Genomic DNA, 12,845 nt, shown 5'->3' with positions numbered 1-12,845 from the left:
CAAAAGGCGCGCCGGCCCATCGGCCAGCGGCGTTTGCATCATCCCTTTCGCCGGGATGTTAGCGGTTGCCCGCAATCTCAGACATATTCACTCCGAAAGGGCGTATCGGCGCCCTGCCATCCCGGAATATTATCGATGAACCGAGACTGCAACGCTTTTGATGCATTGCACAATGGCGATGATTGCCTAGACTACTCAGCAATCGGGGTGCCGGACGAGCGCCCGACGACACGCAAGGGGCCCATCGAACATGCTGTATCACGCCTTTGACATGCAGAAGAGCTGGCTCGCGGGAGCGAGCGCGCTGGCGACCGCCGGGGCGCAGGCGATTCAGCATCCCGCCAATCCGCTCGGCTATTTCGGCGGCAGCCCGATGTTCGCCTCGGCGCTCGAAGTCTTCGCGCACGCCGCGGCGCCGCGCGGCAAGCCGGGGTTCGAACTGTATGACACTGTCGTCGACGGCGAGACGGTGCGCGTCGCCGAAGCGATCGAGGCGCGCAAGCCCTTTGGTCAGCTCAAGCATTTCAAGCATCGGGCGAGCGCGGGGAAGCCGAAGCTGCTGATCGTCGCGCCGATGTCGGGTCATTATGCGACCTTGCTGCGCGGCACCGTCGAGCGGATGCTGCCTGATCACGACGTGTGGATCACCGACTGGCGCGACGCGCGCAACGTGCCGCTGGAAGCAGGCAAGTTCGATCTCGACGACTATGTCGACTATCTGATCGCGTGGCTCGAGCATATCGGGCCGGGCGCGCATATGCTCGCGGTGTGCCAGCCGTCGGTGCCCAGCCTCGCCGCGGCCGCGGTGATGGCGGCCGGAAAGCACAAGTGCCGACCGAAGACGCTGACGATGATGGGCGGGCCGATCGATACGCGCAAGGCGCCGACCGCGGTCAACCAGCATGCGACGACGCGGCCCTATGCCTGGTTTCAGGAGAATGTCATCGCGACCGTCCCGGCCTGGTATCCGGGCGCCGGGCGCCGCGTCTATCCGGGATTCCTCCAGCTTGCCGGTTTCATGTCGATGAACCTCGGCAATCACATGATGAGCCATTGGGAGATGTTCAAGCATCTGGTCGACGGTGACGGCGAGAGCGCCGACAAGACCAAGGAATTCTATGACGAATATCGCGCGGTGTGCGACATGACCGCCGAATTCTATCTCCAGACGGTCGATGTCGTGTTCCAGCGCCACCTGCTGCCCAAGGGCGAGATGCTCCATCGCGGCAAGCCGGTCGACCTGACGAAGATCGAGGATATCGCGATCCTCGCGATCGAGGGCGAGCGCGACGATATTTCGGGGATCGGCCAGACCAAGGCGGCGCTGACGCTCGCCAAGGCGGTGCCCGCGGACAAGAAGAAATATCTGATGGCGAAGGGCGTCGGCCATTACGGGATCTTCAACGGCCGCAAATGGCGCGACGAGATTGCACCGGTGGTCGAGACGTGGATTCGCGCGCACAGCGGGTGAGGGCGGCGGCGGTTTTCCACCGAAAGCGGACCTGATCCTCCCCACGGCTACGCCGCAGGGAGGATCATCAGCAATCCGACCGAACTCCGTCATCCCGGCGAAGGCCGGGATCTCACCCTATCGTAATGACGCACCGGCGAGATCCCGGCCTTCGCCGGGATGACGAAAGTAGCTGGAAATGTCCGCTTTCCCACCCCAAAGCCGCCATATCGTTCCGTTCCATGCCGGAGGGGCAGCGCTTTGGCCGAAAGGGATTTGCCGGTCCTGACGATCTGGCCTAGCCTCCCCGCATGGCTATCCACCTGAAAAGCGTGCGCGTCGAGCGTTGGCCGGTGGCGGGGGCGTTCGTGATCAGCCGCGGCGCGAAGACGCATGTCGATGTCGTCGTCGCGGAGGTTGAAGATGGTGATGCCGTCGGGCGCGGCGAGGGGACGCCGGTCTATTATCTGGGCGAGGATGCGGCGGGGTGCCGCGACCGGATCTTGCAGGCGGCATCGCTTGTCGCCGGATTGGGCGCCGCCGAGGCACGCGGCGCGATTCAGGAGATCATGGCGCCGGGGGCGGCGCGCAACGCGCTCGACTGCGCGCTGTGGGACCTGGAAGCGAAGCAGCGCGGCCTTCGGCTGTGGCAGCTTGCCGGGTGCGATGGCGCGCCGACCGCGCGTGTCACCGCTTTCACCATTTCGCTCGGCACGCCGGGTGCGATGGCCGAAGCCGCCGCGACCGCCGAAGCCGACGGCTATCGTCTGCTCAAGATCAAGCTGACCGGCGAGGACGACCGGCTTCGCGTTGCGGGGGTGCGCAAGGGCGCGCCGAACGCGCGGCTGATCGTCGACGCCAATGAAAGCTGGGGGCAGGTCGATCTGCTCGGCGAGACCGAGGCGCTGGCCGACATGGGGGTCGAGATGATCGAACAGCCGGTGCCGGTCGGCGCCGACGCTTTGCTCGACGGAGTCTATGCACCGATCCCCTTCGTCGCCGACGAAAGCTGCCACACCGCCGCCGATATCGCGCGCATCGGGCCTTTTTACGACGGGGTGAACATCAAGCTCGACAAGGCCGGCGGGCTCACCGAGGCGTTGCGACTTGCGGATGCCGCCGACGCGGCGGGGCTGTCGATCATGGTTGGTTGCATGCTCTGCACCAGCCTGGCGATCGCGCCCGCCTTCGTCCTCGCGCAGCGCGCGCGCTGGGTCGATCTCGACGGGCCGGCGCTGCTCGCGCGCGACCGCGAGGGCGGGTTCGAGTTCCGCGAAGGACGAGTCGCGCCGCCGCTTTAGGTGATCAATATCTCGCGACGGTCTTGTGCCGTCGCGCCCACCGCCGTCAGCAACAGCGAAGCGATAATGGGCCCATTGATGTAAATGCTGCCGATCGGAAAAATATAGGTCATGACCGCGAAAATCAACCAAGCCCTTGAAATTCCAGCAGCCCGCAGCCGCCGTGCGGTCAGGAACAGCCAGCCGATCGAATAGGCCAAAGCAACGGCGAATAACAGGGTGTCCGGCCATCCAAAATCATCGAAATGGATCATGCCGCGCTCGCCGAACCAAAACAGGCCGGCGAGTAGCGTCATCTCGGCGAGGATGATAAGCGGCAGCCAACGCCGATATTCGGCGCGGCTCGTCAAGCCATGCCATGCGAAATGACGTTCGATCCAGGCGCCCATAAGGAGCTTATGGCGTCTAACGCACGACCGAGTCCATCATATTAAAGTAAATAATATTGACTATCCGTATTTTGGACTATATCATGCCTGCATGACCGACGCCAACACCCCCCGCCACCACGACATCGTCATGCCCGCGCTGCTGCGCCACGCCCGCACCACCTATGGCGGAGCGATGCGCCGGGCGCTCGACCGCGCGGGGTTCGACGATATTCCCGCCAATGGACTCTATGTGATCGGCGGCCTCGCGCTCGGGGCCGAGGATGTGCCGCTGAGCGCGCTGATTCAGGATCTGCGCATCTCGAAACAGGCGGCGGGGCAGCTTGTCGATACGCTGGTGATGCGCGGCTATCTGGAGCGGCAGGTCGATCCTGCGGACCGGCGACGGTTCGTGCTGCGGCTGACCGAGCGCGGCGCGCATGCGGCGGCGGTGCAAGGCAAGGCGCGCGATGCGGTCGACGCGAAGCTGGCGACGCGCGTGAGCGCCGACGATATCGCGGCGGCGCGGCGCGTGCTGTCGGCGCTGATCGACATCGCGATCGAGGCGCGCGAGCGGGCTGCAAACGCGTCCTAAAGCGTCACCTCGGCGTGCTTGCCGAGGTCGCCGCCTTTCATCGTCATGCCGGTGGCGAGCTTGAACAGCCCCTTGATTCCCGGATCGGCGGTCCAGATTTCGGCATCCTCGAGGTCGAAGCGCAGCAGGACGAGCTTGGGATCGCCTTTGCCGCCCGGATACCAGGCGGCGATGCCGTTGTTCCACAATCGGTCGAGCACCGCGCGATCCTCCTCGCGGCGCAGCGTGCCCGAAATGCAGGCGAAGAGGTCGTGCCCCTTCGAGGCGAATTGCGCCATCGCCGGGCCGCCCGCGGCGAGCCGGTTGTCGGTGGCGGTGAAGAACCACCAGGCGCTGTTCGCATCCTTGTCGAGCTGCGCGTTCATCGGGACATGATGCTCGCGCTCGCCGGTCATGCCGACCATCACATAGGGGCTGGCGTCGAGCGCCTTCCAGAAGGCTTTCTTGATATCGTCGCTCATCGGTCGAGACTCCTTGTCGTCCCCCCGATACCCGATCAACGCGCTGGGCGCCGTGACGTTGCTCTGCTCAGCGCCGGCGCGGCTCCGAATAGCTGACGACTTCATATTCGATGCCGTCGGGATCGAGGAAATAGAAGCGCCGGCCGGGCTCGTAATCACCATGGTTGAAGGGGGTCAGGCCGACCGCCTTCACGCGCATCTCGATCGTGTCGAGATCGTCGACCTGCACCCCGACATGGTTGAGCGGTTCGCCCTTCGGGTAGCGCGCGTCGGCATGTTCGCCGTCGGGGCCGGTATAGAGCGCGACGTAGGCGGCGTCGCTGCCGAGGTGGATCGTGCGGCCGCCGTCTCGCGCCGGGCCGCGCCAGCGCTCGTGCCAGCCGAAGATTGCCGACAGGATGCCCGCGGTGCGATCGGGGTCGCTGACGGTGAGATTCACATGCTCGATGAAGGGATGCGTCACGAAAAGGCTCCTGATTCGGATTGACGCGGCCGTTATGAAAGCTCAAGTCAGGTTTAGATCAAGAGGCAATCGTCATTGCTTCGTTTCGCTCACAATGACGGAACAGGAGAAAGACAATGCATCGCACCGACCTGATCGCGATCGGCGAACTCGCCGCGCGCACCGGAGTCGCGGTGTCGGCGATCCGCTTTTACGAAGCGAAGGGGCTGCTCGCGGCGCTGCGCTCGGGAGGCGGGCAGCGGCGGTTCCTGCGCGCCGACATCCGCCGCGTCTCCTTCATCCTGATCGCGCAGCAGATGGGGCTCAGCCTCGAGGAGATCGCGGCCGAACTCGCGGGGCTGCCGGCCGGGCGCACGCCCAATGCCGCCGACTGGACGCGGATCAGCACCGGGCTGCGCGCGCGCATAGATGCGCGGATCGCGGCGCTCGAACGCACGCGCGAACTGCTCGACCAGTGCATCGGCTGCGGCTGCCTGTCGCTCAAGAAATGCGGTCTCTACAACCGCGGCGACAAGGCGGCGCAACGCGGCGCGGGGCCGCGCTATCTGCTCGGCGACCGGGCGGGGGAGATTGCCGACGTCGATTGACGGATGGACAGTGCCGGATAAAAGGCAACGATATGAAATGACTTGGAGAGGTCCGATGAAAGCGCTCTTTCCCATCCTGTTCATCGCCGGCGCGATGCAGGTCGCTCCTGCGCTGGCCGAGGATGCCGCGGTTTCGCCGCTGATCGGCACCTGGGCGGTCGATGTCGCGAAGCTGCCGATCCCGCCCGAGGCGCGGCCGAAGAGCGTCACGATCACCTATAGCGACGCGGGTGCGGGCCAATGGCGGACGCTGGTCGACGTGACGCTGCCCGACGGGAAGATGGTCCGGGCGAAGTCGACCTGGGCGCCCGACGGCAAACCCGTCCATGTCGAGGGCAATCTGGAGGCCGACACCGTCGCGACGCGAATGCCCGAGCCGAATGTGATGGTCACCGCGCTCGCGCTCGGCGGGGTGCCGGGATCGATGCGCACCTATACGGTGTCGCCCGATGGAAAGACGATGACCGAAACGGTCGTCTTTTTCACCAAGGACGGCACGCCGGGGATGCGCACGAACCTGTTCAACCGGGTCAAGTAGCGCCGGCCGTCAGGCTGCGGCGAGACGTTCGATGTCGGGCGCGCCGGCGAGCCAGGGACCGAAGCGGGCGCCGATCTCGCGGAAATGGGTCGATGCGCGGTGCGCCTCGACCGCCGCGGCGTCGTCATAGCATTCGAGCACCTTGTAGGTGCCGGTCTCGTCGGTGCGGAACAGGCGGTAGAAGCTGTTGCCGGGTTCGTCGGCATTCACCGCGGCGGCGAGTTCGGCGAAGGCCGCCTCGAAATCACCTTCCTTGCCGGGCTGCACGCGCAGCGTCGCGATCACGCCGATGGCACTCATATCCATTCTCCCTTTTCAGGCCTTGAGGTCGGGGTCGACCTCCCAGCCTTCTTCGACCTGGATGCCGAAGCTGTTCAAAATCATCGAAACCTGGGTGTATTGGCCGACGGTGAAGACCAGATCCATGCGGCCCTTGTCGCCGAGCGGCGCGAGCGCGGCCCAGGTCGCGTCGGTCACGAAATGCTGGCCGGTCAGTTCGTCGGCCGCGCGCAGCATGGCGCGGTCGAGGTCGCTCCAGCCTTCCGCGTCCGGACCGGTCTTGATCCGCTCGATCTCGGCCTCGGACAGGTCGCAGTCGAGACCGATGCGCTTGTGCTGCGTCCATTCGTAGCCCGAGCGGCAGTTGTAGCCGGTGCGCAGGATGACGAGCTCGCGGTCGCGCTCCGACAGCGCATTGCGCCGCGACAATATATAACCGCCCCAACCCAGGAAAGCGGTGAGCGCCTTGGGCGCGTGCGCGAGGGTGCGGAAGATGTTGAGCACCCGACCGCCCCCCACCTTGCCGCCATTGGTGGCAAGGAAGGGTTCGAGCGCGGTGCGTTGATCGGCATCGAGCCGGCCCAGGTCGACCGGCTCGATACGCGGAGCGTTCAGGCGCAAATCAGAAGACCTCGAACAGGCCCGCTGCGCCCTGGCCGCCGCCGATGCACATGGTGACGACGGCATATTTGACGCCGCGGCGCTTGCCCTCGATCAGCGCGTGGCCGACGCAGCGCGCGCCGGTCATGCCGAAGGGGTGGCCGATCGAGATCGAGCCGCCGTTGACGTTGAGCAACTCGTTCGGAATGCCGAGCTTGTCGCGGCAATAGAGCACCTGCACCGCGAACGCCTCATTGAGTTCCCAGAGGCCGATGTCGTCCATCTTGAGCTCGAAGCGTTCGAGCAGCTTCGGGATCGCGAAGACCGGGCCGATGCCCATCTCGTCGGGCTCGGTGCCCGCGACCGCCATGCCGACATAGCGGCCGAGCGGGGTCAGGCCGCGCTTCTCGGCGAGCTTGGCTTCCATCACGACGCACGCCGACGAGCCGTCCGAGAGCTGGCTGGCGTTGCCCGCGGTGATCGTGTGGCCTTCGCCCATCACCGGCTTGAGGCTGGCGAGCCCTTCGAGCGTCGTGTCGGGACGGTTGCACTCATCCTTGTCGGCGACGACCTCCTTGTAGGAGACTTCCTTGGTCTCCTTGTCGACGACCGCCATCGTCGCCTTGCAGGGGACGATCTCGTCGGCGAACTTGCCCGCGGCCTGCGCGGCGGCGGTGCGCTGCTGCGACTGGAGCGAATATTCGTCCTGCGCCTCGCGGCTGATGTTGTAGCGCTTGGCGACGACCTCTGCCGTGCCGATCATCGGCATGTAGATGTCCTTGTGCATCGCCAGCAGTTCCTGGTCGGCCTCGAAGAAGACCTTGCCGCTGCCGCTGACCTTTGAAATGCTTTCGACGCCGCCCGCGACGACGATGTCCTGGCGGTCGACGATGATCTGCTTCGCGGCGGTCGCGATCGTCATCAGACCCGACGAGCATTGGCGGTCGATCGACATGCCGGGGACGGTGACGGGCAGGCCGGCGCGCAGGCCGATCAGCCGCGCGACGTTCGAGGTCTGCGACCCCTGCTGCATCGCGGCGCCGAAGATGACGTCGTCGATCTGGCCCCCCTCGACCCCGGCGCGCTCGACCGCGGCGGCGACCGAGTAGGCGCCGAGCGTCGGCGAAGTGGTGTTGTTGAACGAGCCGCGCGCCGCTTTGGTCAGCGGGGTGCGGGCGGTAGAAACGATGACGGCGTCACGCATGATAGGAGTCCTTCTGCTTGGTTCCGATTATCTTTTCGGGGGAGGTCAGCCGGATATTTCCGTTCAGACGAAGAATTGCGTAATCCATTCGGCGATCAGCGCGGGCTTGTCCTCGCCCTCGATCTCGATGCTGATCTCGTTGGTCTGTTGCCATTGGCCGGGGCGCTTCTCGTCGAGCTCGAGCAGCTTGACATGGCTGCGCACGCGCTTGCCCGAACGGACGGGGGCGAGGAAGCGGACCTTGTTGCCGCCGTAGTTGACGCCCATCTTGACGCCGCCGACCTTCGGCCCGTCGGTGCTCGCGCCGAGCATCGGGATCAGCGACAGCGTCAGGAAGCCGTGGGCGATCGTGCCGCCGAACGGGGTCAGCTTTGCCTTTTCCGCATCGACATGGATGAACTGGTGGTCGCCCGTCGCATCGGCGAACTTGTTGATCATCTCCTGATCGACGAGCACCCAGTCGGACGTGCCGAGATGTTCGCCGACCTTGGTCTGCAGTTCCTGCGGCGTGATAGTAGCCATTCGCATTCCCCTCGATTGTTGGTTCGGGGCGCGTTCTAGGCCCGTCTTGCCGCATTGCACAAGAGTGAAGGACTTTGCGCTACGGTGCCGTAACGTCAGTCCGGCTTGGCGGGCTTCGCGGCGCCTGCCCGGGGCTTCGGGGACTCGGGATAGGGCATGATCATCGTGCCGTCGGGCGCGGCGGTGAAGGTCGTCTGGGTCGGATAGGCGAAGTCGTATCCGGCGGCCGAAAGCGCCTCGAACAGGCGGATCGCGACATCGGTGCGCGCCGCCGCCACCTCGTCATATTGATCGCTGAACACGTCGAACAAAAGTTCGAAGTCGAGGCTCGACGCGCTGAAGGTCACGAAGCTCGACCGGATGAACTCATGCCCTGCCGCCTTCACCTGTTCTTCCAGCAATGCGGGAAGCGCGCGAAGCATGTCGGGGCTCGTCTGATAGATGATGTTGAGGACGAAGCTCACCCGCCGCCGGTGAAGATGCGCGAAATTGGTGATCTCCTTGCTGAGCAGATTGGTGTTGGAGATGACCAGAAGCTCGCCGTTCACCGAGCGCAGCCGGGTGCTCTTGAGGCCGATGCGCTCGACCGTCGCGGTGCTCGTATCATATTTGATCGTCTCGCCGACCCGGAACGGCCGGTCGAAGATGATCGAGAGCGAGGCGAAGAGGTCGGAGAAGATGCCCTGCGCGGCGAGGCCGATCGCGATGCCGCCGATGCCGAGGCCCGCGACCAGCCCGGTGACGTTGACCCCCATATTGTCGAGGATGACGATTGCGGCGATCGCGAACAGCGCGACGCTGATCAGCAGCCGGATGATTCCCATCGCATTGCTGAGCGTTTCATTATGTCCTTCGGCGGCGCGACGCTGGATCAGGCCGAGCACGATCTCGCGCGCCCAGATCGCGACCTGCATCACCACCGCGATCGTGAAGACGAACTGGATGAGCTGCAGGATCACCGCCGGCGGCTGCGCATAGCCCGCAACGAGGCGGATCGCGACAATCGCGAGCACCGTCGACTTGGTCTTGTGCAGGACGCGCCCGGCGATGTGCGTGAAGCTCATGTCTGCATCGGCCGACTGCGCAAGCTTGAGCGCGAAGCGCCGGGCCATCGTCAGCAGCGCATAGATGATCAGCCCGACGCCGATCGCGATGCCGATCTGCAGCCAGTGGCTGTTCACCCAGGCGGCGCTCGCGTCCCAATAATGGCGCAGGTCGCCCAGCGGATCGGTCGCTGTAGCGGCCGGCCCTGCGGCAGCGGGTTGCGGGGCAGCGGTCTGGGCGGCGGCGAGAAGCGTAAGGGTCACATCATCCTCTTGGCGGATCAGGCGGAACGAAGCAACGCTGCCGCACCGGGCGCGCGTTCGAGATAGGATAGAAAGCCGCGTTCGTAACGCGAAAGATATTCGGTGGCGCGCGGCAGCGGACCCGCGGCCGCGGCAAAATCGCCGCGTTCCTGCGCCGCGAGCATGGCGGGATGGACATAGGCCTTGCGCGCGACCGCGCAGAGCGTGCCGTCATCTTCATATTGAAAGAGATGCTGTCCCGGCAGACTATCGTCGACATGGATCAGGCGCGCGGCGGACATGCGGTAATAGCGCGCCGGGGCCGCCGATGGTTCCCGTATCAGGGCGTCCCGGGAAGGCTCGGCCGTGCGGGAACCTGGGCCGGACGCGCGATCAGCGGGCGCCATCCCGCTTCCTTCTCGCGCCGTCGGACATAGGTCGACAGACCCATTTCGAGCGCGAGCATCATGTAGATGAAGGGCTGGAAGGCGATGCCGACGAACAGCGAAGCGATCATATAGGTGATATGGCCGTGCTGGAGCGCGGTCGCGAGCGGGGCAATCCACTGCTCCTCGGCGCGGCGCGTCTTGCCATAGCGCCGCCGCAGCCGTTCGAGCTGCACGATGCTGATGCCGTGGATCAGAAGCCAGAGCGCGAGCCCCGGATAACCCTGTTCGCCCAGCATCTCGAAATAGCTGGAATGATAGGCGCGCGACTGATCCTCATAGACCGACGGTTCGTCGGCCAGCGGCCTGTTCGGATCATAGGTGCCCGGCGCCTTTTTGACGCGGATATGATTCTGGATATAGGCCGCGAAGCCGCCGCCGAAGGGGTGGTCCTTCGCATATTCCCATGTCCACGCCCATACCGCGACGCGTGTCGATGCCGATTCGTCCGCCTGGTGATCGCGGATCGTCTCCATCCGCGCGGTGAAGCTTTGCGGCAGGAAGGGGACGGCGGTGACGGTCAGCAGCGCCGCACCCGCAATATAGAGAAAGCGGTGCTGGACCGCGCGCAGCGACAGAATCGCGAGAATGACGAGGCAGACGAGTCCGGTGCGCGCCTGCGTGCCGATCGGCAGCAGCGCGCACGCAAAGACGAGCGCGAAGCAGAAGGCGGAGACGCGCCAGTCGGGCGGGAAGATCGTGCCATGCCGGCGATACCAGAGGATCAGCGGGATGATCGCGATGCCGACCGCCGACATGATCGACCCTTCGTAAAGGCCGAAATTCTCGGGGAGCAGCAACTGAAGCTGACCATAGCCGCCGCCGCCCGCGAGCGTCTTGATCCCGCCCGCGATCGCGATGGCGGCGGCCGACAGCAGCATGATCAGGATCAGGGCCTCGATGCGAAGCTTGGTGCGCAGCGTCAAGGGCAGGAAGATCGCCCAGACGAGGGCTTTCCAGACCCAGCTCCACTTCTCCGCCGCCTCGACCGGGAAGTCGGCACTGATCGTCGTCATCCAGCAATAGAAAAGTAGCACGATCAGCAGGAATTGCCGTCCCGACCACCGTGTGTCGCGCTTGTCGTCGACGACGAGCCAGCCCGCCATCGCGAGCCCGAAGACGATCAGCGAGATCGGGATGGAGTTGATGAGGAAATAGCTCAACCGCTGCGGCGCGACGATGTCGATGTAGCAGAAGCAGAGGACGAACAGGAACGGCTTGCGAAAGCCGAGCCCGATGAAGGCAAAGAGAAAGGCGACGAAGGCAATGTCACGCATCGCCGCGCGTCTCCATCGCCGCGGCTTCGGCCTCGGTCTCTGCATCGCGGCGCTGTTGCCACAGCCGGCGCGGACTCACCTCGTGATCGAGGTCGTCGCGATGCAGCAGGCGCCACAGCGCGATCGCGATCAGGACGTGCGTCAAGCCAATGGAGAAATTATCGACCATATCGCTATGGGTCCTATGCTATTGGGGTTGACGCCGCGTTAAGGCTTATATGTCAAAGCACTGACCCCATGACCCACACGCCCCGCATTCTTCACGTCCTCGATCATAGCCTGCCCGCGCATAGCGGCTACACCTTTCGCACGCGCGCGCTGATGAAGGCGCAGATCGCAAAGGGCTGGGAGGTTGCGGGGGTCACCGGGGTGCGGCATCCGAACCCCGGCGCGGATGTCGAGACCGTCGACGGGCTGACCTTTTATCGCACGCCGCCGATCGCGCCCGTCCGCTCGCCGATCCGCGAATGGCGCGAGATCGCGGCGCTGGCGGCGCGCACCGAAGCGCTGGCGCGGGACTGGAAGCCCGACTTGCTTCACGCGCATTCGCCGGTGCTCGACGGGCTCGCGGCGCTGCGCGCGGGCAAGCGGCTCGGCATTCCGGTCCTCTATGAAATCCGCGCTTTCTGGGAGGATGCGGCGGTTGGCAACGGCACCGGGCGCGAGGGAAGCGCGCGCTATCGGCTGACGCGGATGCTCGAAAGCCATGCGGTCAAGTCGGCGGATGCGGTCGCGGTGATCTGCGAAGGGCTGCGCGGCGACCTGATCGCGCGCGGCGTCGACCCGGAAAAGATCATCGTGTCGCCCAACGGCGTCGACCTCGATCTGTTCGGCAGCCCGCTGCCGCGCGAGGACGGGCTGGCGGCGACGCTCGGCATCGCCGCGAGCGACGCGGTGATCGGCTTCATCGGCAGCTTCTACGACTATGAAGGGATCGACGACCTGATCGCCGCGATGCCGGCGCTCGTCGCCGCGCAGCCGGGTGCGCGGCTGCTGCTCGTCGGCGGAGGGCCGATGGAGACGGCGCTGAAGGCGCAGGCGGCCGCGTCGCCGGTGGCCGACCGGATCCATTTCGTCGGCCGCGTTCCGCACGAAGCGGTCGAGCTTTACTATTCGCTGATCGACATCCTCGCCTATCCGCGCAAGAAGATGCGGCTCACCGATCTCGTCACGCCGCTGAAACCGCTCGAGGCGATGGCGCAGGGCAAGCTCGTCGCTGCGTCCGACGTCGGCGGGCACCGCGAACTGATCGAGGATGGGGTGACGGGGACGCTGTTTGCGCCCGACGATCCGGCGGCGATCGCCGCGGCGCTGTCGGGCTTGCTCGAACGGCGTGACCTGTGGGACGAAAGACGGCGGACGGCGCGTATTTTCGTCGAGACGCATCGTAACTGGTCGTCAAACATTTTGCGTTACGAGCCGGTTTACCACCGCCTGCTCAGCGCCGCCGCGTGACGAGATTCGGGAA

At 65.3% G+C, this 12,845-nt stretch carries 17 protein-coding genes; 6 read left to right on the top strand and 11 right to left on the bottom strand.

All coding sequences use genetic code 11. The features are described 5' to 3' along the window. Nucleotides 1-250 precede the first annotated feature (250 nt). Together NP825_RS14760 and NP825_RS14755 are read left to right on the top strand one after the other, a co-directional pair. Nucleotides 251-1,471, top strand: coding sequence for a polyhydroxyalkanoate depolymerase (locus NP825_RS14760; RefSeq protein WP_257544862.1), 1,221 nt, complete (start codon nt 251-253; stop codon nt 1,469-1,471). Between the two features lie 290 nt (nt 1,472-1,761). Then, on the top strand, nt 1,762-2,751 hold the full coding sequence (locus NP825_RS14755; RefSeq protein ID WP_257544860.1) for a dipeptide epimerase: 990 nt from the start codon (nt 1,762-1,764) through the stop codon (nt 2,749-2,751). Here the strand turns inward: NP825_RS14755 and NP825_RS14750 are convergent. Continuing rightward, complete coding sequence (locus NP825_RS14750; protein WP_257544857.1) at nt 2,748-3,140, bottom strand: hypothetical protein; 393 nt, start codon at nt 3,138-3,140, stop codon at nt 2,748-2,750. The two genes, NP825_RS14755 and NP825_RS14750, sit on opposite strands and share 4 nt — an antisense overlap. Before the next feature lie 91 nt (nt 3,141-3,231). On the opposite strand from NP825_RS14750, the gene NP825_RS14745 reads away from it, so the two are divergent. Then, nucleotides 3,232-3,714, top strand: coding sequence for a MarR family winged helix-turn-helix transcriptional regulator (locus tag NP825_RS14745; protein WP_257544855.1), 483 nt, complete (start codon nt 3,232-3,234; stop codon nt 3,712-3,714). Here NP825_RS14745 and NP825_RS14740 read toward each other — a convergent pair. Further along, entirely contained in the window at nt 3,711-4,175 is a 465-nt protein-coding gene (locus NP825_RS14740) for a pyridoxamine 5'-phosphate oxidase family protein (RefSeq protein WP_257544853.1), read from the bottom strand. The two genes, NP825_RS14745 and NP825_RS14740, sit on opposite strands and share 4 nt — an antisense overlap. Before the next feature lie 67 nt (nt 4,176-4,242). Then, complete coding sequence (locus NP825_RS14735) at nt 4,243-4,638, bottom strand: VOC family protein (protein ID WP_257544851.1); 396 nt, start codon at nt 4,636-4,638, stop codon at nt 4,243-4,245. A gap of 116 nt (nt 4,639-4,754) precedes the next feature. Between NP825_RS14735 and soxR the strand changes: the two genes are divergently transcribed. Both soxR and NP825_RS14725 read left to right on the top strand, forming a co-directional pair. Then, the gene (gene soxR, locus NP825_RS14730) at nt 4,755-5,225 is read left to right on the top strand and encodes a redox-sensitive transcriptional activator SoxR (protein WP_257544849.1); all 471 of its coding nucleotides are present in this window, start codon (nt 4,755-4,757) and stop codon (nt 5,223-5,225) included. 55 nt (nt 5,226-5,280) lie between these two features. After that, nucleotides 5,281-5,763 (top strand): hypothetical protein, encoded by a 483-nt coding sequence (locus tag NP825_RS14725; protein WP_257544847.1) that lies wholly within the window; start codon nt 5,281-5,283, stop codon nt 5,761-5,763. A 9-nt stretch (nt 5,764-5,772) separates the two neighbouring features. On the opposite strand, the gene NP825_RS14720 is transcribed toward NP825_RS14725, so the two are convergent. The 8 genes from NP825_RS14720 to NP825_RS14685 form a co-directional block, all read right to left on the bottom strand. Then, nucleotides 5,773-6,063 carry a putative quinol monooxygenase gene (locus NP825_RS14720; protein ID WP_257544845.1) on the bottom strand — a complete coding sequence of 97 codons (291 nt, stop codon included), beginning with the start codon at nt 6,061-6,063 and terminating at the stop codon, nt 5,773-5,775. A 15-nt stretch (nt 6,064-6,078) separates the two neighbouring features. After that, on the bottom strand, nt 6,079-6,663 hold the full coding sequence (locus NP825_RS14715) for a carboxymuconolactone decarboxylase family protein (RefSeq protein WP_257544843.1): 585 nt from the start codon (nt 6,661-6,663) through the stop codon (nt 6,079-6,081). 1 nt (nt 6,664) lies between these two features. Further along, nucleotides 6,665-7,846 carry an acetyl-CoA C-acyltransferase gene (locus NP825_RS14710; protein ID WP_257544841.1) on the bottom strand — a complete coding sequence of 394 codons (1,182 nt, stop codon included), beginning with the start codon at nt 7,844-7,846 and terminating at the stop codon, nt 6,665-6,667. A 63-nt stretch (nt 7,847-7,909) separates the two neighbouring features. Beyond that, nucleotides 7,910-8,368, bottom strand: coding sequence for a MaoC family dehydratase (locus NP825_RS14705; protein WP_257544839.1), 459 nt, complete (start codon nt 8,366-8,368; stop codon nt 7,910-7,912). A gap of 95 nt (nt 8,369-8,463) precedes the next feature. After that, nucleotides 8,464-9,675 carry a mechanosensitive ion channel family protein gene (locus tag NP825_RS14700; RefSeq protein WP_257544836.1) on the bottom strand — a complete coding sequence of 404 codons (1,212 nt, stop codon included), beginning with the start codon at nt 9,673-9,675 and terminating at the stop codon, nt 8,464-8,466. Nucleotides 9,676-9,692: 17 nt separating this feature from the next. Next, a complete protein-coding gene (locus NP825_RS14695; RefSeq protein ID WP_257544834.1) occupies nt 9,693-9,956 on the bottom strand; it encodes a hypothetical protein in 264 nt (87 codons plus the stop codon). A 38-nt stretch (nt 9,957-9,994) separates the two neighbouring features. Then, a complete protein-coding gene (locus NP825_RS14690) occupies nt 9,995-11,377 on the bottom strand; it encodes a putative O-glycosylation ligase, exosortase A system-associated (protein ID WP_257544832.1) in 1,383 nt (460 codons plus the stop codon). Next, on the bottom strand, nt 11,370-11,546 hold the full coding sequence (locus tag NP825_RS14685; protein WP_257544830.1) for a hypothetical protein: 177 nt from the start codon (nt 11,544-11,546) through the stop codon (nt 11,370-11,372). The genes NP825_RS14690 and NP825_RS14685 overlap by 8 nt, the downstream gene beginning before the upstream one ends. A 68-nt stretch (nt 11,547-11,614) precedes the next feature. Here NP825_RS14685 and NP825_RS14680 point away from each other — a divergent pair, with 68 nt between their 5' ends. Further along, on the top strand, nt 11,615-12,832 hold the full coding sequence (locus NP825_RS14680) for a TIGR04063 family PEP-CTERM/XrtA system glycosyltransferase (protein WP_257544828.1): 1,218 nt from the start codon (nt 11,615-11,617) through the stop codon (nt 12,830-12,832). Nucleotides 12,833-12,845: the final 13 nt, after the last annotated feature.

The sequence above is a fragment of the Sphingopyxis sp. DBS4 genome, from assembly GCF_024628865.1.
GTDB lineage: Bacteria > Pseudomonadota > Alphaproteobacteria > Sphingomonadales > Sphingomonadaceae > Sphingopyxis.
This window is presented reverse-complemented; position numbering and strand designations above follow the sequence as displayed.

Bases quoted from the DNA above. Each gene is read 5' to 3' on its own strand.
- NP825_RS14760 (WP_257544862.1), top strand. From the start codon at position 251: ATGCTGTATCACGCCTTTGACATGCAGAAGAGCTGGCTCGCGGGAGCG.
- NP825_RS14755 (WP_257544860.1), top strand. From the start codon at position 1,762: ATGGCTATCCACCTGAAAAGCGTGCGCGTCGAGCGTTGGCCGGTGGCG.
- NP825_RS14750 (WP_257544857.1), bottom strand. From the start codon at position 3,140: ATGGGCGCCTGGATCGAACGTCATTTCGCATGGCATGGCTTGACGAGC.
- NP825_RS14745 (WP_257544855.1), top strand. From the start codon at position 3,232: ATGACCGACGCCAACACCCCCCGCCACCACGACATCGTCATGCCCGCG.
- NP825_RS14740 (WP_257544853.1), bottom strand. From the start codon at position 4,175: ATGAGCGACGATATCAAGAAAGCCTTCTGGAAGGCGCTCGACGCCAGC.
- soxR (WP_257544849.1), top strand. From the start codon at position 4,755: ATGCATCGCACCGACCTGATCGCGATCGGCGAACTCGCCGCGCGCACC.
- NP825_RS14725 (WP_257544847.1), top strand. From the start codon at position 5,281: ATGAAAGCGCTCTTTCCCATCCTGTTCATCGCCGGCGCGATGCAGGTC.
- NP825_RS14720 (WP_257544845.1), bottom strand. From the start codon at position 6,063: ATGAGTGCCATCGGCGTGATCGCGACGCTGCGCGTGCAGCCCGGCAAG.
- NP825_RS14710 (WP_257544841.1), bottom strand. From the start codon at position 7,846: ATGCGTGACGCCGTCATCGTTTCTACCGCCCGCACCCCGCTGACCAAA.
- NP825_RS14705 (WP_257544839.1), bottom strand. From the start codon at position 8,368: ATGGCTACTATCACGCCGCAGGAACTGCAGACCAAGGTCGGCGAACAT.
- NP825_RS14695 (WP_257544834.1), bottom strand. From the start codon at position 9,956: ATGTCCGCCGCGCGCCTGATCCATGTCGACGATAGTCTGCCGGGACAG.
- NP825_RS14690 (WP_257544832.1), bottom strand. From the start codon at position 11,377: ATGCGTGACATTGCCTTCGTCGCCTTTCTCTTTGCCTTCATCGGGCTC.
- NP825_RS14685 (WP_257544830.1), bottom strand. From the start codon at position 11,546: ATGGTCGATAATTTCTCCATTGGCTTGACGCACGTCCTGATCGCGATC.
- NP825_RS14680 (WP_257544828.1), top strand. From the start codon at position 11,615: ATGACCCACACGCCCCGCATTCTTCACGTCCTCGATCATAGCCTGCCC.